Source organism: Rhizobium sp. TH135, from assembly GCF_002855515.1.
GTDB lineage: Bacteria > Pseudomonadota > Alphaproteobacteria > Rhizobiales > Rhizobiaceae > Allorhizobium.
This window is the reverse complement of record NZ_PKRP01000006.1, coordinates 339,890-361,917: the sequence shown is the minus strand read 5'-3', so window position 1 is coordinate 361,917 and position 22,028 is coordinate 339,890. Positions and strand designations below refer to the sequence as shown.

The following is a 22,028-nucleotide window of genomic DNA, read 5'->3' as shown; positions in this document are numbered from 1 at the left end:
GTTGTTCCATACCATCCTGTCGCAGTGATGACGGGTCGCCCTGGGCATGAAGCCAGCCTTGCGGCAGGATCCCTCCTGCGAGGATCAGCCAGAATGCTAAGGGCGCCGGAGCAATCCGGCGCCCTCTGAATGCCCCCGATCCCCAGTCATCGGATCGTCGCATGCACCATCTCGCCCCGGATGGAGATTGACGGTTTCGCACCCGGCGTGTTCGGCAAGGCGCTGTCGACATAGGACGCGACCGCGTCGATGCCGTAGCTGATCGGCGTTGGCGTCAGGAAGCGCAGCGATGCGTCGAGCATCTTGCCCGAGATCCGGATTTCCTCCGTATTCAAGACCCGCTCGAAGGCGAGCTTGGCGCGCAGCGCCGCCCCGGAGACCGCAACAGTCGCCGCATGTCCGGTAAAGGCGAAGTCCCCCGCATCGCTCTCGACGTCGATTGCCGCAAAATCCCCCGAAAGCTGCATGCGCGCGGCATTCTGCCGGATCGACACCCGCGCCTCCGGCGAAAGCTCCGCCGTGAAGGTCAGCGTGCATTCGTCCCAGTCGTTCCAGCCGAAGAAACCGCCCCGGTCGCCCATATCGACCGTCAGGGTCGCGCCGTCACGCGTCATCCGCGCCTGTCCGGCGCAATCCCCGGCAAACCAGCCCGAGCGCCAGATCGCGCCCCAACCGTGCCGCGTGCCGGAGAGCACGGCCTCGCGAGCGCCATCGCCCCGGGTCGAGATGCGGATGTCGCTGGCCGCTCCCGTCACCGAAAGCTGTGTCACGCCGGTAAGGTCGACAGGGCCGGAGATCGCCTCGCTCGCCCGGATCATCTGCACGCTGCCATCAAGGATCGCGAGCCCGACGAGACCGCCGAGGATGGAGAGGAAGATCGTCTTCTTGCGCATGGAATTCACCTCTTGAGGTTTGGCCGTGCCCCATCGGCAGGCCGGTTTCGATGCCTCCATCTGCTGCCTGAAGCGCATCATCCGCGACCTCGATCACGATCCGGGTCGACCGGGATCGCGCTTTCGGTCATGGTCGCTACATCCCATTCCGATCTCCCCACATCGAAAACGCCCGCATGCTCTTCGTCCCACTCTCCTTCCTGGTTGCCCTGTTCCTCGCCGTCTTCCTCGTGCGACTGCTGCGCGAGGGCAGCGAGAGCTGGAGCCGCAACGGGCTCTTCCTCGCGCTGCTTGCGCTTTATGTGGTGCAGAGCCTGCTGGTCGGCCTGCGCTGGGGTTATGGGGTGATGGCGGTGCTGCCGGTTCTGCCTGTCATGGCGAGCCTGGTGCCAGCTCTGTCCTACCTCGCCTTCCGCGATCTCACCCGTGAAAGCCCCGGCCTCTCCTGGACGGACTGGCCGCATCTCCTGCCGATGCTGGCGACACTGATCCTGCTCGTGATCGGCCGTGCGCCGGTCGATCTCGTCATCATCGCCAATTTCTTCGGCTATGGTCTGGCCCTGCTCTGGCTCGCCCGGCTCGGTCCCGACGGTCTGCTCGCCGCCCGCCTCGATGGTGCCTTGCGCTCCTATCGCGCGCTGCAACTGACCGGCCTCGCGCTCATTGCCTCGGCCCTTACCGATGTCGCGATCAGCCTCGACATGCTCTGGTCCGGCGGCCGTTATTCGCCGATGGTCGTCTCGGCTGCCACCACGCTCATCTTGCTCCTGCTCGGCATCGGCGCCGTGACCGCTGGCCAGGAAGAGGTGGGAGAGCAAGAGGCAGGCGAGGGGGAGGCGCCTGTTGACGGGCATGGCTTCGAAACCCCCGATGCGCCGAGCGATACTGCGTTCTCAACGAAGTCCGCCACGGAAGACCATCGCCGCCTAGCCGCCGATCTCGACCGCCTGATGACCGAAAGACGCCTCTGGGCCGATCCCGATCTCAACCTCGCTCGTCTCGCCCGCCGCCTCGGCATGCCTGCGCGTGCCGTCTCGGAAGCCGTCAACCGCGTCCACGGCGTCAGCGTCTCCCACTACGTCAACAACCACCGCATCACCGAGGCCTGCCGCCTGCTCGCCGACACTGATCTGCCGGTCACCCGCATCCTCTTCGAGGCAGGCTTCATGACCAAGTCCAACTTCAACCGCGAATTCCTGCGCGTGACGGGCGAGAACCCGAGCGACTGGCGGCAGCGGCTTTCTCTTCTCCCCAGCGGGAAGAAGGGAACGCAGAGCGCCTGAAATTTTCATCCCACCCCGGAGCTTCGCTCCACTGGAAACAATCTCCCTTCGAGGATATGATAAAGCCCTCGAAAGGATATGCTGCCATGCCGCTTTACATCAAGGACCCCGAAGTGGACCGGCTTGCCACCGAACTGATCGGCCTTACGCAAACGAGCAAGGTCGATGCCGTCAGGGAAGCGCTGAAAGACGCCATCGCCAGCCGCAAGGCGAAATTGTCGATGCGCGACCGGCTGGCCAAGACCCTTGCCATGGCTGAGGCTGCGGGTCCTTTTCATCCCGGGGACCACAAGCAGGAAACCGATGACGTGTGGGACGAGGCCGGCTGATGCTCTTCATCGATGCCTCGGTCGCCGTCGCGATCATCACTCAGGAAAACGATGCCGGTGCCCTGATGGAGCAGTTGGAGCGGCAGGGCGGCCCTTTCTACGTCTCTGCCATCATGCGGCTTGAGGCGACGCTTTCCATCGCACGCCGCTTGTCAGGCAGCGACACGCCGGCAACCCCGGACATGGTCGCAACCGCTCGCCGCCTGGTTGACCAGTTCATTGCCGATCTCGAAGCCCGCGAAATCGATGTGACGGGCGATATCGGGGACAAAGCCCTGAACGCTGCCCAGCAGTTCGGAAAGATCGTCAATCATCCGGCACGGCTGAACCTCGGTGATTGCCTCACTTACGCCTGTGCTGCAGTCTCGAAGTCCAGGATCGCCTACAAGGGCGATGACTTCGTCCACACCGATCTGGGTTGGTGAACTTCGACCCTCCCCGTCCAAGGGGAGGGTAAAAACTCATCGCGAATAGGCCGTGATCACCTCAAGAAACGCATCGCCATAGCGCTCCAGCTTGGATTGCCCGATGCCGGAAATGCCGAGCATTTCGTCGTCGTCCATCGGCCGCTCCGTGGCGAGCGCGACAAGCGTCGTATCGGGGAAGATCACGTAAGGTGGCACCGCCTGTTCGCGGGCAAGCTCCATGCGTCTCGCCCTCAGCGCCTCGAACAATTCCTGATCCGCCTGGTCGAGCCCGGCCTTGGCCTGAGCGGTGCGCGAGGAGGCGGCTCCCCTTGCTGCCTTGCCGGTCGTCGGGCGGTCCTTGCGGAAGCGCACCTCCACCTCACGCTTGAACACGGCCCGTGCCGTCTCTTCAAGCTTCAGCGCGCCAAAGGCCGTATGATCGACCCTGATGTACCCGGCGGCCAGCAGCTGGCGAAACACCGATTGCCAGGTCTTCGACGGCAGATCCTTGCCCGCCCCGAAGACCGGCATGTCGGAGTGGCCGAAGCGCTGCGTCTTGTCGTTCTCGGTGCCGAGCAGCACGTCGATCAGATGCCCGGTGCCGAAGCGTTCGCCGGTTCGGTAGATCGCTGCCAGCGCCTTGATCGCCGCGTCCAGCCCGTCCCAGGTCTCGACAGGCTTGAGGCAGGTGTCGCAATTTCCGCAGCCGCCGGCGTGGCTCTCGCCGAAATGCTTCAGGATCGCCTGCCGCCGGCAGCCCGGCGTCTCGCAGATCGCGAGCAGCGCGTTAAGCTTCGCCCGCTCCACCCGTTTGATCTCGTCGGCAGCGCCGCCCTCGTCGATCATTCGTCCGCGCTGGATGACGTCGGCCATGCCATAGGCCATCCACACCTCGGATGGCAGTCCGTCGCGCCCCGCGCGGCCCGTCTCTTGGTAATAGGCCTCGACCGAACCCGGCAGGTCGAGATGCGCGACATAACGCACATTCGGCTTGTCGATGCCCATGCCGAAGGCGACGGTTGCCACAAGGCAGAGGTCTTCTTCTTTCAGAAACGCATCCTGATTGGCGTCCCGCAGCGACCGGTCCATGCCGGCGTGATAGGGAAGCGCCCGGATGCCCTGATCGTCGAGCCAGGTTGCGATCTCCTCGACCTTGGCGCGCGAAAGGCAATAGACGATGCCGCTCGAACCCTTGTGGCGCGAGAGAAAACGCAAGAGTTGCTGGCGCGGCTGGTCGCGCTCGACGATTTCATAGGCAATGTTCGGCCGGTCGAAGGAGGTGGTGAAGACCTCCGCGCTGTCGAGGCGCAACCGCTCGATGATGTCTTCGCGCGTATGCGGATCGGCGGTCGCCGTCAGCGCCATGCGCGGCACGCCGGGAAAGAGGTCGGTCAGTTTGCCGAGTTCACGATACTCAGGCCTGAAGTCATGCCCCCACTGCGAAACGCAATGGGCCTCGTCGATTGCAAAGAGCGCGATCTCCACCCCTTGCATCATCTCGATGAAACCCGGCGTCGCAGTCCGCTCCGGCGTCACATAGAGAAAGTCGAGTTCGCCGCGATCGAGCGCCCGGCGGATCTCGACATATTCCTCGCGCGACAGCGTCGAATTCAGTGCGGCGGCCCTGACACCAAGGCCTTTCAGGGCCTCCACCTGGTCGCGCATCAAGGCAATCAGCGGCGAAACGACCACGCCGACGCCCGGCCGGCAGAGCGCCGGGACCTGGAAACACAGCGACTTGCCGGCCCCCGTCGGAAACAGCACCACCGCATCGCCACCCGACACGACATGGCTGACCACCTCCGCCTGGCGCCCGCGAAAGGCCGGATAGCCATAGACGCGCTTCAAGACGGCAAGCGGGCTCTCATGGGCCTGGTCGGAAAACAAGGGATCGGTCAGGGAGTGAGTCGGCATGCGCAGAGGTTTAGCCGACGGGGGAGGGGATGGCCACAGGGGGCGGGGTTCAGAACGACCAGGGATCGATCACTGTCAGCCCACACTCCGCGAAATCCTGGACGTTGCGCGTGGCGAGAGGCGCACCTCTCGAGAGCGCGATCGCCGCAATCATGCCATCCGGCGCCGTCATGCGACGACCGTGTCGAGAGGCCCGGCCCATGACGTCACCATAAATCAGGGCCGCTTCCTCATCAAAAGCGAATATCCGGCCGGCGAAGCGGAACCGCCACGCATCCAATGCCGCAGCAAGACGCGGCGCACGCTCGTCCTCTCGGATCTTGGCGATACCGTAAGCGATTTCACCGATGACAACTGTGGATAAGGCGAGTTCGGCATCGTACCGCGTCAGCCAGGCCATGACAGCAGGCTCCGGGTCCTTGCGAAAACTCTCCGAGAGCACGTTGGTGTCGACGAAGATCAAAGCTCGAGACCTTCGTGGTCGCCATGCCCGTGTCGCAAGTCTGCCGCCAGATCGAAGTCGAGTGCCGTCTCGCGGCTGATCCGCTTGTAGAAGGCCTCGGCGGGTTCACGCCCCGCCTGCCGGTCCTCGTAGGCCTCCAGTGCACGCTCGACGATGTCGGCGATGGTGCGGTTTTCACGCCGGGCCAGACGATGGGCGAGGTCACGGGCGCGCGCACTACGAACGGATAACTGCGGTTCTGCCACTGGTTTCTCCTTCGCGGACGGTGCCGGGATAACTTCTTGCCATCAAGATGGCAGTTGATGGCAAGCCACCAATACTACCGCGAGTTCTTTGCCTGTGCAAATTGCGCGTAGAGGTCCGACCCACCCTTGCCAGCCCGCCCTTCGGCTGCTCCTCATCACCCACTCCCAACCACCCGGATCCTCCCTTCATGTCCTCGCCCCTGAAACTTTATCTCGCCGGCCCCGAAGTCTTCCTGCCCGATGCCCGCGCAGTGCTTGATGCCAAGGCAGCGCTCACCCGCACATACGGATTCGAGCCGATCTGCCCCGGTGACCTCACCATTCCGCCGGCCCCGACGAAGCACCAGTTCGGTCTCAACATTTCCGAGATCGACGAGAGCTTCATGAACCGCGCCGATGGCGTCATTGCCAATCTGACCCCGTTTCGCGGCATCGCCGCCGATCCCGGCACGGTCTTCGAACTCGGCTATATGTGCGGCGCAGGAAAAATTGTGGCCTGCTACACCAATGTTGCTGAAACCCATTATCAGCGCACGCTCGCCTGGTATGGCGGCGCGCTCAGCCGTGATGCCGAAGGCCGCATGCGTGGGGCAGACGGCCATTCGCTGGAGGATTTCGACATGATCGAAAACCTCATGCTGCATGGCGGCGTCGCCCGCCGCGGCGGCCCGGTCTGTGTCCATGCCGCCGATCCAGCCACGCTCTTCACCGACCTCACGGCCTTCGAGCAATGCTTGAAGGCACTGGCGGAAAGAGTCTGAATTCAGAGGCTTGGGCGTGCCTGCTGAGGCAGGCGAAAAGCAAGGTCGAAGTCAGGCGGGGTGATCAGAGCTTCACCTCCCCCTTGAGGGGGGAGGTCGCCGCAAAGCGGCGGGTGGGGATGATCCAGGCCGGTAATGAGGTTCACCCCACCCCGGAGCTCCGCTCCGACCCTCCCCCTCGAAGGCGAGGGTGGCCCGATCACTCGATCGGCGTGAACACCATCGAGTGCCCGTTGATGCAATAGCGCAAGCCCGTCGGCTTCGGCCCATCCGGGAACACGTGGCCGAGATGTCCGCCGCAATTGGCGCAGCGAATTTCGGTGCGCACCATGCCGAAGGCGGTGTCGCGATGTTCGGTGACGGCATCCGGCTTCACCGGTTCGAAATAGCTCGGCCAGCCGCAGCCGGCGTCGAACTTGGTGTCGGAGACGAAGAGCGGCTCGTCGCAGGCCGCACAGCTATAGAGGCCCTTCTGGAAGTTATCCCAGTAAGGGCCGGTAAAGGCACGCTCGGTGCCGTGCTCGCGCAGGATCCGGTATTGCTCCGGCGTCAGCTGGTCGCGCCATTCGGCATCCGACTTGACGATCTTCGGAGCGGTGGTGGAAGCGGTCATGATGTTCTCCTTGTGAGCGGCGGATGGGCAACAAGCAAAGCCCGTCCGGTGTTGCGCTATAGATAGGGTGCGCCACGCCGAGCGGCAATTGTCCCTCTCATGCCTTTGGTCGTCTGGCGCGGCCCGTCCTTTCACGCAAAGCTGAAATACATGGGCCCCTTTTCACCGAAACGTGGGTTGACGCGTCCGTGAAGGCGCGAATGTCCGTTTTTGCTTGAGACGAAGGTTGGCTTGTCCTAACACGGTCGCACCTTGTATCGACAGATGATCGAGACCCGATCCGATGCCCACGGGGAGATGGAATGCCTGAGTTGACGAGCGACCTGACCTGGGTCGCGATGCTGTTGCCCTTCGCCGCCGCTCTTTTGGCACCCTGGCTCACGGCCCGCCTAGGAGCGAATGCCGCCTGGCTGCTGGCGCTCGCACCGGCACTGGCCTTCGCCCACTTCGCAGGCTTCCTGCCGGAAATCGCAGCCGGGGAGCGGGTGACCGGCGGCTTCGCCTGGGTGCCGAGCCTCAATCTCTCCTTCTCCTGGTTCCTCGACGGCCTGTCGCTCACCTTCGCGCTTCTGATCACAGGCATCGGTGCGCTGATCGTGCTCTATGCCGGCGGCTATATGAAGGGCCATCCGCAGCAGGGTCGCTTCATCGGCTTCATCCTGCTCTTCATGGGCGCCATGCTCGGCCTCGTGGTCTCCGACAGTTTCCTGATGCTCTTCGTCTTCTGGGAACTCACCTCGATCACCTCCTTCCTGCTGATCGGCTTCGACCACACGCGCGAAGCCTCGCGCCGTGCGGCCCTGCAGGCGCTCGTCGTCACCGGCGGCGGCGGCCTTATCCTGCTTGCCGGAATGATCTTCATCTGGAACATCACCGGCGTCAGCCAGCTCTCGCTGCTGCTCTCCACCGGCGATGCGCTCCGCGAAAGCCCCTTCTATCTCGCAGCCCTTCTCCTGGTGCTCGGCGGCGCCTTCACCAAATCCGCCCAGTTCCCCTTTCACTTCTGGCTGCCCAACGCCATGGAAGCGCCGACCCCGGTCTCGGCCTATCTGCATTCGGCCACCATGGTGAAGGCTGGCGTCTATCTCCTGATGCGCGTCAATCCGGTCATGGGCGAAACGCCTGCCTGGGAAATCCTGCTGCCATTCTTCGGTGGCATCACGCTTTTGGTCGGCTCGGTCATGGCCGTTCGCCAGACGGATCTGAAGCTGATGCTGGCCTATACGACGGTCGCCTCGCTCGGCCTGCTCGTCATGCTGACGGGCTTCGATACCGAACATGCGGTCGAAGCGGCAGTGCTCTATCTTGTCGCCCATTCGCTGTTCAAGGGCGCGCTCTTCATGGTCGCCGGCGCCATCGATCATGAAGCCGGAACCCGCGACATCACCCGCCTCGGCGGCCTCGGCAAGCTCATGCCGATCACCTTTGCTGCGGCACTTCTCGCCGGCATTTCCATGGCCGGCCTGCCGCCGCTCTTCGGCTTCCTCGCCAAGGAAGAAATCTATTATGCGCTGGCAGGCACAAGCCCGCGCGCCATCCTCTTCACGGCTGTCGCCGTCATCGGCAATGCACTGATGTTCGTCATCGCCTTTGCCGTCGGCCTCAAGCCTTTCATCGGCAAGCAAGGTGATACCCCCAAGCATGCCCATGAAGGCCCTGTCCTCCTCTGGCTCGGACCTTTGACGCTCGCCGTCGTGTCGCTTGCTGGCGCACTCTTCTCCGGCATCGCCCACCGCTTCATCTCCTCGCCCATGGCATCCGCCGTGGATGGCGAACTGCAGTCCGTCACGATCAGCCTCATCCCGTCCCTCGGTGCGGCTCTGGCGCTCTCCGTTCTGACGGTCGTCCTTGGCGTCGTTCTCTATCTCGGCCTCGACCGGCTGCGCGCCGCCGTCGACCGTCTCGTCACTGGCCTTGGCATCAGCCCGGACCGCGGCTTCGACCATTTTGTCAGCGGCCTCGTGCATCTTTCGACCCGCGTCACCCGCTTCGTCCAGAACGGAAAGCTCGAGACCTACATCACGCTCTCCTTCATCTTCGTCGCGATCGTGCTTCTGGCAACGCCCATCCTCTATGGCGAATTGCCGATGAACCTCGCCATGCCGGCAGAATTCGACTTTCATGAAATGGCGATCCTCGCGATCGCCGTGATCGGGGTGATCGCGGTGCTGACCGCCAAGGATCGCCTGACCGCGATCGTCTGCCTCGGCATCCAGGGCTTTGCCGTCGCCGTCATCTTCCTGCTCTATGGCGCGCCGGATCTCTCCTTCACCCAGTTCATGGTCGAAACGCTCTCGGTCGTCATCCTGGCGCTTGCCATGACCCGGCTCAAGCTTTCGCCCTCGGATCACCGGCCCATGTCGGCCCGCCTGCTCGATGGCTCGCTCGCGATCGCCTGCGGCCTCGGCTTCGCCCTCATGCTCGCCGCCTCGACGGCAGGTCCGTTCGATGGCTCGCTATCGGCCTTCTTCTCCGAGCATTCCAAGATCATCGCCCACGGCGCCAATGTGGTGAACGTCATCATCGTCGACTTCCGCGGCGTCGATACGCTGGGTGAGATCGCGGTCGTGATGATCACCGGTCTCTCTATCCTCGCCCTGATCCGCATCCGCGTCGGCGGCGCACCGGCAGCGCCGGCCATGGCGCCGACCGATGCGTCCGCCGAAGTGGTGCGTCCGTCCAAGACGAAAGGTGGCAAGCGCTCATGAACACCCTGATCTTCCGCACCTTCGCGCCCTTTCTGACGGCGCTGATGCTGATCTTCTCGATCTTCGTGCTGCTGCGCGGCCACAATGAGCCCGGCGGCGGCTTCATCGGTGGACTGATCGGCGCCGCAGCCTTCGCCATGTATGGCATCGCCTTTGGCGTCCAGGCCGTGCGCCGCGCCATGGTCTTTCATCCGATGTCGATCGCAGGCTTCGGCCTTCTGGTCTCGACCCTCTCGGGCGTGATCTCTGCGCCGCTCGGCTACCCCTTCATGACCGGCATCTGGATCTATCCGAGCCTTGCCGGCATCGAAGTGCCGCTCGCCACCGTGATCTCCTTCGACATCGGCGTCTATCTCGTGGTCGTCGGCACCTTTGCGTCGATCGCCCTTGCACTTGAAGAAAGGGATGACGGCTGATGGAAGTCATCTTGTCACTCGTCGTCGGCATCTTCTTTGCTGCCGCAGTCTATCTGATGCTGTCGAAGAAGATCATCCGGATCCTGCTCGGCATCGTGCTTCTCGGCAATGCCGTCAACATGCTGCTCTTCACGGCCGGTCGCCTCACGCCCGCCATCCCGCCGATCATCCCCGGTGGGGTCGACGTGCTGCCGGCCGGCACTGCCAATCCGCTGCCGCAGGCCCTCATCCTGACGGCGATCGTTATTTCCTTCTCCTTCTTCTGCTTCCTGCTGGTGCTCACCTACCGCGCCTACCAGGACCTCGGCACCGACGACACGGGTGAAATGCGCGTCGCCGAGCCGCTGGACGATCCGTTGCCGCCGAGCGGCTACTGAGCAGGAGACACGAGGACCTCATGGCTGCCCCCACAACGACACCTGCCGATTACGCTAGCGCCTATGTGATGGAGCCGATGACGGCTGCCCACTGGCTGGCGGTCACGCCCATGGCGCTCTGCATTACCGTCGGAGCCATTCTGATGATGATCCGCCACCGCACCCACTGGCATCCGCCCGTGGCACTTGCCGGCCTGGCGCTGCTCGTCCTCAACAATGTACTGCTGCTGATGCAGGTCATGGCCGATGGCCCGATCACGATGATGATGGGCCGCTGGCTGCCGCCCTTCGGCATCGCGATCACGGTGGACCTGACCGGCGCGCTGATGGCGCTTGCAGCCGCCATCGTTGCCTTCTGCGGCGCGCTCTATGCCCACGTCGAGATCAATACTAGCGGCCGCCGCTATGGCTTCTATCCGCTCCTGATGCTGCTGATGGCCGGCGTCTGCGGCGCGTTTCTGACCGGCGATATCTTCAACCTTTATGTCTGGTTCGAAGTCCTGCTGATCTCGTCTTTCGGCCTCCTGATCCTCGGCTCCGAGCGCGAGCAGATCGACGGCGCGCTGAAATATGCCGTCCTCAACCTGATGGCGACGACGCTCTTCCTGATCACGGTCGGCTATCTCTATGCCATCTTCGGCACGCTCAACATGGCTGACATCGCCATGAAGGTCCGGGACTATGCCGACACCGCGCCGCTGATGACGCTGACGGCGCTCTTCGTTCTTGCCTTCTCGATGAAGGCCGCAGCCTTCCCGGTCAATTTCTGGCTGCCGGCCTCCTATCACACGCCGCGCGTCGTCGTGTCGGCGCTGTTCGCCGGCCTGCTGACCAAGGTTGGCGTCTATGCGCTGCTGCGCGTCGTGGTCATGCTGTTCCCGGTCGAGCGTGAGGCGCTGAGCCTCGTCATCGCCGTGGTCGCCGCCCTCACCATGCTGCTCGGTGCCATGGGCGCGCTTGCCCAGAACGACATCCGCCGCTTCCTCGGCTTCGTCGTCGTGGCCGGCATCGGTAACATGATGGTCGGTATCGCGATCGGCAGCAATCTCGCGGTTGGTGCGGCGATCTTCTACGCTCTGCATTCGATCCTGCTGATGACGGCCCTTTACTTGGTCGGCGGTGAGATCGCTCGGATCGGTGGCCATTACCGGCTTGATCGGGTCGCCGGTCTCTGGACGATTGCCCCCGTCTTCAGTGCCGTAACGCTTGCCTTGTTCTTTGCCGCAAGCGGCCTGCCGCCATTCTCCGGCTTCTGGCCGAAGGCGCTCTTGGTCAAGGCGTCCATCGACATCGGCGCCTGGTGGCTTGCGGCCTCCGTGCTGGTTTCCGGTTTCCTGACGACGATCGCCTTCGGTCGTGTCTTTCTCTTCTCCTTCTGGCGCCCTATGGCGGTTGAGGGGGATGTGGCCGCGACCTCAGCGCCCGCAATCACCGTCGGCGCGCAGCGCTGGCGCATGGCGCCGATCCTCATCCTCACCGGCTTCGTGGTCTGGTTCGGCCTTTTCCCGGATAGCCTGATCGTCCTCACCCAGGACGCTGCCTCCGGCCTGCTCGATCCGACGACCTATATCCGCTCGGTCTTCCCTGAAGGAGGTGTCCGATGAGCCTTTATGCAATCAGCATCCTGATGGCGGTGATTTGGGCCACCGTGTCGGGCAGCTTCACGCTCCTCAACCTGATCTTCGGCTTCGTCCTGTCGTTGCTGACGCTCTATCTGCTGCGCGAGCGCTTCGTCGGCGCCGGCTATACCAGCCGCGCGCGGCGCATCCTGTCGCTCGTCCTGCTCTTCCTGGTCGAGCTGGCGAAGTCCGCCTGGAAGGTCGCAACGCTCGTGCTCAGCCCGAACATGGATCTGAAGCCCGGCATCTTCGCCTATCCGCTGACGGTCAAGAGCGACTGGGAAATCTCGCTGCTCGCCAATCTGATCACGCTGACACCAGGCACACTCTCGGTCGACGTTTCCGAGGATCGCCAGACGCTCTATGTGCATGCGCTGGACTGCTCGGACGTCGAAGCCGCTCGGCGTGACATCGCCGAAGGCTTCGAGAAGAAGATCATGGAGGCCTTTGCCTGATGACCCCTGAACTCATCGTCGAATGCGCCTCCGTCACCGCCATTGCGATCCTCGTCGTCGCACTTTTGCTGACCGTCTATCGCGCCGTGATCGGCCCAACGCTGCCGGATCGCATCATCGCGCTCGACATGCTGGTCGGCATCGTCATCGGCTTCATCGCCGTCATTGCGCTTCGAACCGGCTATACGCTCTATATCGACATCGCCATTGCGCTTGGCCTCGTCGGTTTCCTGGCGACTGTCGCCTTCGCCCGCTTCATTCTGGCGCGTGGCTATGTCGGAGAAGGGGAGGAGGTCCAGGCCGGCCCTCCCGTATCCACTGCGGCGCCGACAAAGGGCACGTCGAAAGCCGCCGCAAAGACCAAAACTGGAAAATCGGGCAAGTCGCTCGGCAAGGAGGCCAAATGATCTCGCTCCTCGCAGCCATCGCCATCGCGGTCCTGATGATCGGCGGCGCCCTGTTTTCCCTGGTCGCCGCGATCGGTCTCAACCGCCTGCCGGACCTTTACACGCGCATGCATGCGGCCTCAAAGGCAGGCACGGTCGGCTCCGGTCTGCTGCTCCTCGCCGTCGGTCTGCACGCGGCAGATATCGCGACCTTTGGCCGTGCGCTGGCCGGTATTGTCTTCTTTATCTTGACAGCACCCATCTCCGCGCATCTTCTCGCCCGCTCCGCCCACAAGGTTGGATACAGGCTTTGGTCGAAATCGGCACGTGATGATATGATTAGATAATCATTATTGGGTATTGCTGGTTGAGTTCACGTGGTTTTTGAAATCGGAACTGTCTGATTTCACTGTAACCATGGACCAACGTCTAATAAAAAAGATTTATACCCGTCAAATCTAGTAGAAATAACTGGTGGACATTTGCGCTCGGGATGTTAATTCACTCTCAAGGGCGCTGACCTGTTGCGTTCCCGGTCTGTTGGCGAAGTTGAGTTGCCGGTTTTAGTGCCGAAACTCAGCTGATCTTCTCCAAAGCCGGCGAGCAGAAAAACGGACGGTTTGGGGACCGTGCCGGAACGATTGGTGATCTTTGTGGGGCTTAGTTTGATCTTGTCTGTCTGCGCAAGCAGGTGGACCGGAAAGTGGAATGTTGTCTGCGAGGGACGGCGGATCCCCGCACGATGAGAACAGGAGAAGTGAATGAGTGAAGTACAGCAGGGACCGAGCCAGCAGTTGCTCGTGGAACTGACAGCCGACATCGTAGCGGCCTATGTCAGCAACCACATGGTCCAGGTCAGCGATCTGACGAATTTGATCGCCGACGTCCATCAGGCCTTGAACAACACTGCCTCGCCGACCCCGGTGCCGGCTGTTGTTGAAAAGCCGAAGCCGCCGGTTCCGATCCGCAAGTCGATCGAGGACGACTATCTGATCTGCCTCGAGGATGGTCAGAAGTTCAAGTCGCTGAAGCGCCACCTGATGACCCATTACAACATGACCCCGGAAGAATATCGCGAGAAGTGGGGCCTGCCGGCCGACTATCCGATGGTTGCTCCCGCCTATGCCGAAGCGCGCTCGCGCCTCGCCAAGGAAATGGGCCTCGGCCAGCGCCGCAAGCGCGCCAAGTAAGCCCTCTGGCGTCAAGACGGCGATCTCGATATGGGCCGGTCTTTGACCGGCCTTTGTCATGTTTGGAGTAAGGAAAATATACCTACGTCTCCCCGTAGGCTGGCGGAGTTCGACCGCGACTCCTCCAGAAATCGCCATTACCCTAAAATCATGGGGTTCCCAAACCCGCCAGACTTGCTAGCTTAAATAGGAAGAAAATCCTATTACGAGGTGAGCCATGGCGATCGACCCACAAATTCCCCCTTTGCCGCCCGGAGCCCTCTCTGCGGCGAGCGCCGTCGAATGGGATCCGGCAGACATCGCCCTGGATGATCTCGACCCGGACGGCATTCGCCCGATCACCCCCGAACGGCGTCTGCTCTGCATGATCGTCCGCCAGCTCACGGAGGAACTACTCCGTGCGACCGGCCTCGAACACGACCAGGATCCCGGCCGTCGCGCCACGAGCCATGTCCGGCAGGTCGCCATGTATGTCTGCCATGTCGCTTACTCCATGCCGATGGGAGAGGTTGCGCAAGCCTTCGGTCGTGATCGCTCCACGGTCGGCCATGCCTGCCGCATGGTCGAAGACCGCCGCGACGACCGCGCCTACGACACCTTCGTTGCCATCGTCGAGCGTATGGCAAGTGCTGTCCATTTGCTCGCCGGCCGGCCTGTGTGAAGGGGAGGGGCAAGCGATGATCGACAAGAACAGCCAGATCAACGAAAACCACATCGAAACGGGCAACCTAGCCGGCAGCCATACTGCCGGGGAGAGAGGCCGAGCGCCAACATCACCCGCCATGTCCTCGGCCGGCGTCCTCGCCTCGACAGTGACGCGCACCGAGCGCAAGCAGATCCGCCAGATCCTCCGGCGCGCGCTGTCAGGCCCGCTCACACCGGCGGCTGAACGACATCTCCAAGGCGAGCCGCCGACGGCAGATATTCTCGCCCGCCTGGCCTCCGAGGGCCTGCTTTCACCATCCTCGGAAGGTTACAACGCGACCGCCGAGACGGCCGCATGGCTGCGCCGCGATCTCTGCGATGTGCCCGACGAGGCCCACGCCACCCAGCATCGCGCAATCGAGGTCGAGACGCTGGTCACCCCCGAAGGCCGTCAGCCGGTGCGCCGCAACCTGCAGGAATCCCCACTCTTTCCGCTTCTGCGCCTGAAGGAAAAGGACGGCAGGCCCTTCCTGTCGAAGGAGGCGCTGGCCGCCGGCGAACGGCTCGCTGCCGATTTCGACTTTGCCGGCCTCCAGCCCAGGATCACGGCCAGCTGGCAACCGCGTCTTTCTGCCAGGGCCAAGGGGGCTGCCCCGGCTGCCGTCGAACTCGCCGACAACAGGATCGCCGCGAGAAGCCGCATCAATCGCGCTGTGGATGCCATGGGACCGGAACTGTCAGGCGTGGCACTCGACATCTGCTGCTTCGGCAAGGGTCTGGAAACCGTGGAGCGCGAACGCCAATGGCCGGCCCGCTCCGCCAAGCTCATGCTGCGCGCAGCCCTTCTCGCACTCGCCCGCCACTACGCGCCCCCGCCATCAAACGCCCGACCGCGCCACTGGGGCGACGACGACTTCCGGGCACGGATCGGGTGATATCAGTTGAGCCGCAACGTCACACCAGCCGGCGGGCGGCCTCTTCGCGGATGCGCTGGATCATCGAGCGCAGGCCATTGGCTCGCTGGGCGGTCAGATGTTCGAGAAGTCCGATCTGCTTGAACAGGTCGAGCGCATCGAAAGCGACCACGTCGGAGGCCTTTTTCTCCGAATAGGCTTCCAGCACGATGGCCACGAGCCCGCGCACGATGAAGGCATCGCTGTCGCCGCGAAACTGCATCACGGGGTCAGCACCGTCGCCGGATGAGACCGAGAGCCAGACCTGGCTTGCACAACCCTGCACCTTGTTCTCGGCCGTCTTTTCCGCATCCGGCAGGTCGGGCAGCGCCTTGCCGAGCTCGATGACGTAACGCATCCGATCCTCCCAATCATCCAGGAAGCCGAAGTCGTCGATCATTTCGTTTAAAGTCGCCATGCTGCCCACCGATACGTTTCGTGGGACCGATATAGGCCAGACCCACAAGCTTTTGAACCGGCTGCGGCAAGTAAACCTGTCGATGGTCGGTCCAACACAGACTGAGACGTCACTTGTCCGCTAGCGTGTCCGGATCATCGATCTCAGGCATGGCTATTTGCATACGTCCATGGCGTATCGCCACGATCTCGATAACAGCATCTCGAAGTCGATAGTCGAGCAGGTATTCGCCTACGACGAGGGTGCGAAAGCCCGCGATCTGGAGCCCGTGCATTGTGTTGCCGGCATGCGGAAAGTCCTGCAGGAGCGTGCGTGCCCGCTTCATCGACTGGACGAAAGCCTTTGCGGCGGAGGGGCTTCGCTCTCTGAAATAGGTGCTCTCGCGCCTTACATAGTCTGCGGCCTTGCGAGAAAGCCGGATGGAGATCATGCCACCTTACCGGCCATGATGCGGTCCATTTCGGCGAGCACGGCATCGAAGTCCTCATGCTCGCCCGCGTCCAGCTGTGCGCGCCCTTCAATGGCCGCGAGCAGATCCGCCCCCTCATGAAGAAGGTAACCCTTCAAGGCGCGAAGAATGATGTAACTCCGGGAGCGCTCTGCAGCCTCTGCAATCCGATCGATATCGCAGAGGATGTCAGACGGTATCCGCAGCGTGACGGACTCTGTTTGCTTTACCTCGGCCATGACATGCTCCTGCTGTGTGAAAGACAATGTAAGACAAATCATTGTCCCTCTCAACAGCCTCAAGCCCCTTACCCGGCACCCCGAAAAAGAAAAGCCGCGCAGCTTGCGCTACGCGGCCCGGCAAATGCCGAATTCAGTCAGGGACAGGCAGACAGGCATCCGGTCCATGGCAGGACCGGCTGCAAGCGGGGAGGGGGCGGGCAAACGCCCCGGAATTCTTAGGTGATTGCGTACTGGCAATCGAGGGAAGCGCTTGAGCCCTCAGGGCCTCGGCGGCTGGTAGGGTTTGGGCAGATGCCGCGGCCGCTCGGTCGGTGTCACCGTGCCGGTGATGACAGGCGCCTCGGCCTCGACATTGGCGATCTCAGGTGTCGCGACGGCCGGCTGGACGATCTCGACAACGCCGCGCTTCGGCGCAGGGCTCTCGTCCGCCACGGCAGTCGCGCCGTCATCGGTGAACTGCTTGTCGAGCAGCTGATAGGCGACAAGGGCCCCTTCGCGGGCCCGCTGGCCGAGTGCCTGGAATGTCTCGGCACCCTTTTCGCAAACCTCTGGCTTCTCGACGCAGAGCGACGTCACATACTCATAGGCACCGCTCGCCGCGGTCATGGCCGCACCCATGTCGAAGCCAGCGCCATCGCGCTCCTCGGCCGGCGGTGCCGCGAGGAAGGACAGTGCGACCAGCGTCGCGGTGCAATAGAAAGTTCCCTTGATTAGAAACCACATGGTCTTCACCAAATCCCTGTTGCCGGTCTTTGCCGGAACGGTCCGGGTTTCTCCCCGAACTCATGGATACGACCCTAGGTTTGATTCGCCAAAATCGCTTTTCGAAAGCCGCTCGGTTTTGAAGCGAATTTGACTAAAATTTGAGTGATCTCGCCGTTTCGGGACGCATGCATAAAAGTTTAGCCTTTGGCGTTAAGCATAAATGTGGCGGTGACCCGACAATCCACCGCTTCTCGCCGGCATCGCCCACCACAAGTCTTAACGCTCTTCAGAAAAGTTGAATGATTTCAGCGCTTACGCCCCGTTAACCATGTTGCTGAAAGCATCATTCTCCTGTCCTGTTTCGGATCAGATCGGCCTCTGGAGGCCCCATCCGGGGCTCAGCCTTATCTATTCCTTAAGCGCGTCCGGCCTATCGTCTGGCGATAAATCAGATGAACCGGTCGCGGATTTCTGGCGTGGTTGTATTGCGTAAAATGTCGGATGGACTGACGAGAACGATGGACGGGCTGCTTGCCCGGCTCCTGTCGCGTCATGCCGCTGGCCGTCCGGCCGAACGGGCCGAGATCGCAGCCCTGCGCAAGCTGACTTTTGCCCTGTCGCCGGCTTTCATTGCCGTGCCCGTCGGCCTCACTCTCTTCTTCGGTGCAGCAACCGGCCTGCCGATCGGCTTTGCGCTGGCCACCGCCATTTATCTGCTCGCTGCCGTCGCCCTTGTTGCCGGTCGCCGCCTAGGCGCCGATAGCGCCGAGGCGCGTCCCCTGCTGGCCGACGATGCAGCCGGCGACCCCTATGAATATTGCCCGGGCCTGTTCCTCGCCCTCGATGCCACCGGTGTCGTCCGGCAGGCGGGTGGGCGCGATCGCCAGATGTTCCTGTCCTTCCTGCGCGAGCCTCTGTCGCGTCCTTTCGTCGAGCAGGTGCATGTCTCCGACCGGCTGGCCTTCGTCCAGGCGCTCGATGAACTGCGCCTCGGTGCCGATGTCGTCGTCACCGATCTGCGCCTCGACCGCCCGGTGATCGGCCTCGATCAGGCCCAGTTCCTCAACGTCCGCCTCGACATGACCGCCGTGCGCGCCGAAGACGGCACGCTCTCCGCCGTCCGTGCCCAGATGCTCGACATCGAGGGCGAGATGGCAATGCGCGATGTGGTCGTGCGCAAGGAAGAAGAGGCAAGTGCGGCCCACGAGATCAAGAGCCGCTTCCTGGCAGCCGTCAGCCACGAGATGCGCACGCCGCTCAATGCCATACTCGGCTTTTCCGACATCCTCATCGGCGAATATTTCGGCAAGCTCGAGAATGATCGCCAGCGCGAATATGTCCAGTTGATCCGCCAGTCCGGCGCCCATCTGCTGTCTGTGGTCAATACCATGCTCGACATGTCGAAGATCGAGGCCGGCCGCTATGAACTCATGCTTGAGGACTTCGACCTCGCCGACACCCTGACGGAATGCGAGCGCATGCTGTCGCTGCAGGCCCAGACCAAGGGGCTGAAGCTGACGAGCCGCCTGCCCAAGGGCCTTGGCGAGGTCACGGCCGATGGCCGGGCGCTCCGCCAGATCGTCATCAATCTTGTCGGCAACGCCATCAAGTTCACCGATGCCGGCGGAGCAGTCACCATTGATGCCGCCAGGAGCGGCAACGAGGTCACCATCAGCATCAGCGATACGGGCATCGGCATCGCAGCGGAGAAGATGGCGCTGCTCGGCCGCCCCTTCGCACAAGTGCAGAACGATCTCAATCGCAACTACGAGGGTTCCGGCCTGGGGCTTTCGCTGGTAAAGGGATTGACGGCCCTCCACGGCGGCAGCTTCCGGATCGAAAGCCGGCCGGGCGAGGGCACCGTGGTCATGGTGACGCTGCCGGTCGACGGCTCTGGCGCCAGGGCTGCCTGTGAAACGAACATGGTCGAATTCCCGCCGCGCCTGGCCGAGACGGGAGAGAATCGCAAGAGGGGTGGGAAAGCACCGGGGCATGACGAAGCGAAAGCGAAAATCGCCTGAGAAGAAGAAGGCGGGCAGCAAGGCCCTCCTCGTTCTGTCGAAGGGCGCAGGCGCACTTGTGCGCCTGGCCGGGCGCCATCCGCGCGCCGTCGGCGGCGCCGTCTGCTTTACCCTCGTCTTCGGCACCATCGCTGCCAACGCTCTCTGGTATCAACCCGGCCAGCATCCGTCGCCCTTCCTGCGCACTCGCAACGCCGAGGATTTCACCGCACTTGCCGGCGTGCCGCGCGCACCCCTCCTGAGCGAGCGCGATCCGGAGACCGTCACCACCTTCCGCATCGAGCGCGAAAAGCCGGATGCCGAGGCAACGTCCGCCGCCGATCCGGTTGAACCAGCACCGGCAGCCGAGACGCTTGCCGCACTGCCCGCAAGCCTGCCCGCCAATGCCGAAAAGACCGCAGACCTCATCCGTCAGGTCCAGGCCGAGCTTTTGCGCCGCGGCCTCTATGACGGCGAAGCCGACGGCGTGATCGGCCCGCGCACCGAGACTGCGATTGCCGTCTTCCAGAAGACCGTGGGCATGGAGGCAAACGGCCTCGTCACCCCCGAGCTTTTGGCAGCGCTCACCCTCGACCGAGGCGTCACCGCCGCCGTGCCCGCCCAGCGCCCGGTGATGGACGTCAATACCAGCGGTGAGGATCCGGTCGCCGCCGCCATCCGCCGTGCCGAAACCCAGGTCGTCACCGCACCGCGCCGTCCGGTCGTGCCCGTCCAGGCCTTGCCGCCACGCGCTGTCGAAGCGGCTGCCCCACCGCCGGTGCAGCAAGCCAATTTCGATCCCGGCCTGGTCATGGAAATCCAGCGCGGCCTCTCCAACATGGCCTACAAGAACGTTACCATTGACGGTGTTCCCGGCGAGGATACCCGCGCCGCCATCCGCCGCTTCGAGCGCCATTACCAGCTGCCCGAGACCGGTGAGCCGAGTGCTGCAGTCCTCAAGAAACTCAGAGACATCGGCGCTCTCTGAGCCTTTTGTCTAAGTGAATTTTCACAGTCCCTAAAGTAATCCCTCATTAATCATACGAATGATATCCTTCTCCGATTGGAGGAGGATGAACCATGACAGCTGCGATGATCGCGCACCTTGACGACGACCCGCATTCCGGGGAGCCGGTGACAGCACCGCGCCCGGAGGCTGACGCCGCCACCCTGCGGGGCATTGTCCAGCGCCTGGCCGAAGAGGCCTCCACTCTCGGCGTCGACCTCGTCGATATCGCTGGCGCGATCCAGGATGTCGCGGGCATTTCCAAGCGCCATGCCGTCACCTTCGACGGCATTACCCGGACAGCGCTGTCCATCGCCGAAACCAATAGGGACGTAGCCTCCACCCTGCGCGAGACCGACCAGACGGCCGGCGAGGCGCGCCGCATGCTGACCGACAGCGCCACGCGCCTCACGGGCGCCGTCGACAAGATCGACCACATGGTCTCGACGTCTGAGGAGATCGGCACCGAGATCGGCAGCTTCTCCCAGTCGCTCGCCGAGGTCGACAAGGTCGCCGAGGAGATCGGCACGATCGCCCGTCAGACCAACCTTCTCGCCTTGAATGCGGCCATCGAGGCGGCAAGGGCGGGGGAGGCGGGCAAGGGCTTTGCAGTCGTCGCCGCCGAAGTTCGCGCGCTGGCACTGCAGACCTCCCAGGCCACCGGCGCCATCCAGGAAACCCTCAATCAGATCCGCGTCAAGATCGTCCGCCTGACGGATGCAGGCCGAGGTGCAACCGCCAGCGCCCGCGACGTGCGCGAGACCTCGCAGGCCATGAACAATTCCTTCTCCGCCATGGAGCAGGTCATCACCCGCATTCTCGACGGATCCTCGGCCATGGCCCAGACGACCGACCAGGTCGACCGCCAATGCTCGGAATTCGTGGCCACCTTGAGCGACATGTCCGCGGAAGTCCGCCAGTCCGACCACCACCTGCAGCAAACCGCTGGCCGCGTCGACAAGGTCGTGGCGCTCTCCGAAACCCTGATCCAACTGACCGCAAGTGCCGGCATCCGCACCGCCGACAGCGACTGGATCGACACCGCCGTTGATGTCGCCGCCCGCATTGCCCAGGTCTTCCAGCAGGCCGTCGACAGCGGCCGCATCAGATCCAGCGACCTCTTCGATCGCAACTACCGCCCGATCCCTGGCACCGATCCCGTGCAGATGATGACGGCCTTCACCGAATTCACCGATCAGGTTCTGCCCGCCATCATCGAACCGATTGCGGCCTCGTCAGACCGCATCGGCTTCTGCGCCGCCATCGACGAAAACGGCTACCTGCCGACCCACAACAAGAAATTCTCCGCGCCGCAGCGCCCGGGCGATACGGTCTGGAATACGGCCAACTGCCGCAACCGCCGCATCTTCAACGACCGCGTCGGCCTCGCCGCCGGCCGCTCCACCGCCCCCTTCCTCGTCCAGACCTACCGCCGCGACATGGGCGGCGGCAATTTCGTCCTGATGAAGGACATCTCCGCCCCGATCTTCGTCGCAGGGCGTCATTGGGGTGGGCTGCGGCTGGCGGTGAAGGTGTAAAGCGTCGCTTGACG

Annotated in this window: 26 protein-coding genes; 17 read left to right on the top strand and 9 right to left on the bottom strand. The window is 63.1% G+C overall.

The window, feature by feature from the left end; translation table 11 throughout:
- Nucleotides 1–146 precede the first annotated feature (146 nt).
- Complete coding sequence (locus tag C0V73_RS19290; protein WP_102021736.1) at nucleotides 147–893, bottom strand: hypothetical protein; 747 nt, start codon at nucleotides 891–893, stop codon at nucleotides 147–149.
- A gap of 176 nt (nucleotides 894–1,069) precedes the next feature.
- Between C0V73_RS19290 and C0V73_RS19285 the strand changes: the two genes are divergently transcribed.
- From C0V73_RS19285 to C0V73_RS19275, 3 genes are all read left to right on the top strand, one after another.
- Nucleotides 1,070–2,176: an AraC family transcriptional regulator gene (locus C0V73_RS19285; protein ID WP_102021612.1), complete on the top strand. Its 1,107-nt coding sequence runs from the start codon at nucleotides 1,070–1,072 to the stop codon at nucleotides 2,174–2,176.
- Between the two features lie 86 nt (nucleotides 2,177–2,262).
- Nucleotides 2,263–2,505 carry a type II toxin-antitoxin system VapB family antitoxin gene (locus C0V73_RS19280; protein ID WP_102021735.1) on the top strand — a complete coding sequence of 81 codons (243 nt, stop codon included), beginning with the start codon at nucleotides 2,263–2,265 and terminating at the stop codon, nucleotides 2,503–2,505.
- Nucleotides 2,505–2,930: a type II toxin-antitoxin system VapC family toxin gene (locus tag C0V73_RS19275; RefSeq protein ID WP_102021611.1), complete on the top strand. Its 426-nt coding sequence runs from the start codon at nucleotides 2,505–2,507 to the stop codon at nucleotides 2,928–2,930. The genes C0V73_RS19280 and C0V73_RS19275 overlap by 1 nt, the downstream gene beginning before the upstream one ends.
- A 36-nt stretch (nucleotides 2,931–2,966) precedes the next feature.
- Here C0V73_RS19275 and recQ read toward each other — a convergent pair whose 3' ends face one another.
- The 3 genes from recQ to C0V73_RS19260 are packed head-to-tail and all read right to left on the bottom strand — an operon-like array spanning nucleotide 2,967 to nucleotide 5,534.
- Nucleotides 2,967–4,826, bottom strand: a complete 1,860-nt coding sequence (gene recQ, locus C0V73_RS19270) for a DNA helicase RecQ (protein ID WP_102021610.1) — start codon at nucleotides 4,824–4,826, stop codon at nucleotides 2,967–2,969.
- 49 nt (nucleotides 4,827–4,875) lie between these two features.
- Nucleotides 4,876–5,289 (bottom strand): type II toxin-antitoxin system VapC family toxin, encoded by a 414-nt coding sequence (locus C0V73_RS19265; RefSeq protein WP_102021609.1) that lies wholly within the window; start codon nucleotides 5,287–5,289, stop codon nucleotides 4,876–4,878.
- Complete coding sequence (locus tag C0V73_RS19260; RefSeq protein WP_102021608.1) at nucleotides 5,286–5,534, bottom strand: type II toxin-antitoxin system VapB family antitoxin; 249 nt, start codon at nucleotides 5,532–5,534, stop codon at nucleotides 5,286–5,288. Before C0V73_RS19260 ends, C0V73_RS19265 begins: the two co-directional genes overlap by 4 nt.
- 188 nt (nucleotides 5,535–5,722) lie before the next feature.
- Here C0V73_RS19260 and C0V73_RS19255 point away from each other — a divergent pair, with 188 nt between their 5' ends.
- Nucleotides 5,723–6,295, top strand: coding sequence for a nucleoside 2-deoxyribosyltransferase (locus tag C0V73_RS19255; protein ID WP_102021607.1), 573 nt, complete (start codon nucleotides 5,723–5,725; stop codon nucleotides 6,293–6,295).
- A gap of 199 nt (nucleotides 6,296–6,494) precedes the next feature.
- Here the strand turns inward: C0V73_RS19255 and msrB are convergent, their stop codons facing one another.
- Nucleotides 6,495–6,908, bottom strand: coding sequence for a peptide-methionine (R)-S-oxide reductase MsrB (gene msrB, locus C0V73_RS19250; protein ID WP_102021606.1), 414 nt, complete (start codon nucleotides 6,906–6,908; stop codon nucleotides 6,495–6,497).
- 302 nt (nucleotides 6,909–7,210) lie between these two features.
- Here msrB and C0V73_RS19245 point away from each other — a divergent pair, with 302 nt between their 5' ends.
- The 10 genes from C0V73_RS19245 to C0V73_RS19200 all read left to right on the top strand — a co-directional run bounded on the left by C0V73_RS19245 (nucleotide 7,211) and on the right by C0V73_RS19200 (nucleotide 15,639).
- Nucleotides 7,211–9,616: a putative monovalent cation/H+ antiporter subunit A gene (locus C0V73_RS19245; protein WP_102021605.1), complete on the top strand. Its 2,406-nt coding sequence runs from the start codon at nucleotides 7,211–7,213 to the stop codon at nucleotides 9,614–9,616.
- Nucleotides 9,613–10,032: a Na+/H+ antiporter subunit B gene (locus C0V73_RS19240; RefSeq protein ID WP_102021604.1), complete on the top strand. Its 420-nt coding sequence runs from the start codon at nucleotides 9,613–9,615 to the stop codon at nucleotides 10,030–10,032. Before C0V73_RS19245 ends, C0V73_RS19240 begins: the two co-directional genes overlap by 4 nt.
- Complete coding sequence (locus C0V73_RS19235; RefSeq protein ID WP_102021603.1) at nucleotides 10,032–10,409, top strand: Na+/H+ antiporter subunit C; 378 nt, start codon at nucleotides 10,032–10,034, stop codon at nucleotides 10,407–10,409. Before C0V73_RS19240 ends, C0V73_RS19235 begins: the two co-directional genes overlap by 1 nt.
- 20 nt (nucleotides 10,410–10,429) lie before the next feature.
- Entirely contained in the window at nucleotides 10,430–12,013 is a 1,584-nt protein-coding gene (locus tag C0V73_RS19230) for a Na+/H+ antiporter subunit D (RefSeq protein ID WP_102021602.1), read from the top strand.
- On the top strand, nucleotides 12,010–12,483 hold the full coding sequence (locus tag C0V73_RS19225; protein WP_102021601.1) for a Na+/H+ antiporter subunit E: 474 nt from the start codon (nucleotides 12,010–12,012) through the stop codon (nucleotides 12,481–12,483). The genes C0V73_RS19230 and C0V73_RS19225 overlap by 4 nt, the downstream gene beginning before the upstream one ends.
- Nucleotides 12,483–12,890: a cation:proton antiporter gene (locus C0V73_RS19220; protein WP_102021600.1), complete on the top strand. Its 408-nt coding sequence runs from the start codon at nucleotides 12,483–12,485 to the stop codon at nucleotides 12,888–12,890. Before C0V73_RS19225 ends, C0V73_RS19220 begins: the two co-directional genes overlap by 1 nt.
- A complete protein-coding gene (gene mnhG / locus C0V73_RS19215; protein WP_102021599.1) occupies nucleotides 12,887–13,216 on the top strand; it encodes a monovalent cation/H(+) antiporter subunit G in 330 nt (109 codons plus the stop codon). Before C0V73_RS19220 ends, mnhG begins: the two co-directional genes overlap by 4 nt.
- 414 nt (nucleotides 13,217–13,630) lie before the next feature.
- Complete coding sequence (locus C0V73_RS19210) at nucleotides 13,631–14,059, top strand: MucR family transcriptional regulator (protein ID WP_102021598.1); 429 nt, start codon at nucleotides 13,631–13,633, stop codon at nucleotides 14,057–14,059.
- 217 nt (nucleotides 14,060–14,276) lie between these two features.
- Nucleotides 14,277–14,720 (top strand): helix-turn-helix domain-containing protein, encoded by a 444-nt coding sequence (locus C0V73_RS19205; RefSeq protein ID WP_245408034.1) that lies wholly within the window; start codon nucleotides 14,277–14,279, stop codon nucleotides 14,718–14,720.
- 16 nt (nucleotides 14,721–14,736) lie between these two features.
- Nucleotides 14,737–15,639 (top strand): DUF6456 domain-containing protein, encoded by a 903-nt coding sequence (locus C0V73_RS19200; RefSeq protein ID WP_245408033.1) that lies wholly within the window; start codon nucleotides 14,737–14,739, stop codon nucleotides 15,637–15,639.
- A 19-nt stretch (nucleotides 15,640–15,658) separates the two neighbouring features.
- Here the strand turns inward: C0V73_RS19200 and C0V73_RS19195 are convergent, their stop codons facing one another.
- The 4 genes from C0V73_RS19195 to C0V73_RS19180 form a co-directional block, all read right to left on the bottom strand.
- On the bottom strand, nucleotides 15,659–16,075 hold the full coding sequence (locus C0V73_RS19195) for a SufE family protein (RefSeq protein ID WP_102021597.1): 417 nt from the start codon (nucleotides 16,073–16,075) through the stop codon (nucleotides 15,659–15,661).
- Nucleotides 16,076–16,184: 109 nt separating this feature from the next.
- Nucleotides 16,185–16,505, bottom strand: a complete 321-nt coding sequence (locus C0V73_RS19190; protein WP_102021596.1) for a type II toxin-antitoxin system RelE/ParE family toxin — start codon at nucleotides 16,503–16,505, stop codon at nucleotides 16,185–16,187.
- Nucleotides 16,502–16,762, bottom strand: coding sequence for a ribbon-helix-helix protein, CopG family (locus C0V73_RS19185; RefSeq protein WP_102021733.1), 261 nt, complete (start codon nucleotides 16,760–16,762; stop codon nucleotides 16,502–16,504). Before C0V73_RS19185 ends, C0V73_RS19190 begins: the two co-directional genes overlap by 4 nt.
- Nucleotides 16,763–17,023: 261 nt before the next feature.
- Nucleotides 17,024–17,488 carry a DUF5330 domain-containing protein gene (locus C0V73_RS19180; protein WP_102021595.1) on the bottom strand — a complete coding sequence of 155 codons (465 nt, stop codon included), beginning with the start codon at nucleotides 17,486–17,488 and terminating at the stop codon, nucleotides 17,024–17,026.
- A gap of 458 nt (nucleotides 17,489–17,946) precedes the next feature.
- Here C0V73_RS19180 and C0V73_RS19175 point away from each other — a divergent pair, with 458 nt between their 5' ends.
- From C0V73_RS19175 to C0V73_RS19165, 3 genes are all read left to right on the top strand, one after another.
- Complete coding sequence (locus tag C0V73_RS19175) at nucleotides 17,947–19,491, top strand: HAMP domain-containing sensor histidine kinase (protein WP_245408032.1); 1,545 nt, start codon at nucleotides 17,947–17,949, stop codon at nucleotides 19,489–19,491.
- Nucleotides 19,463–20,458, top strand: a complete 996-nt coding sequence (locus C0V73_RS19170; RefSeq protein ID WP_102021593.1) for a peptidoglycan-binding domain-containing protein — start codon at nucleotides 19,463–19,465, stop codon at nucleotides 20,456–20,458. Before C0V73_RS19175 ends, C0V73_RS19170 begins: the two co-directional genes overlap by 29 nt.
- A gap of 92 nt (nucleotides 20,459–20,550) precedes the next feature.
- Nucleotides 20,551–22,014: a methyl-accepting chemotaxis protein gene (locus C0V73_RS19165; protein ID WP_245408031.1), complete on the top strand. Its 1,464-nt coding sequence runs from the start codon at nucleotides 20,551–20,553 to the stop codon at nucleotides 22,012–22,014.
- The last annotated feature ends 14 nt before the right edge of the window (nucleotides 22,015–22,028 follow it).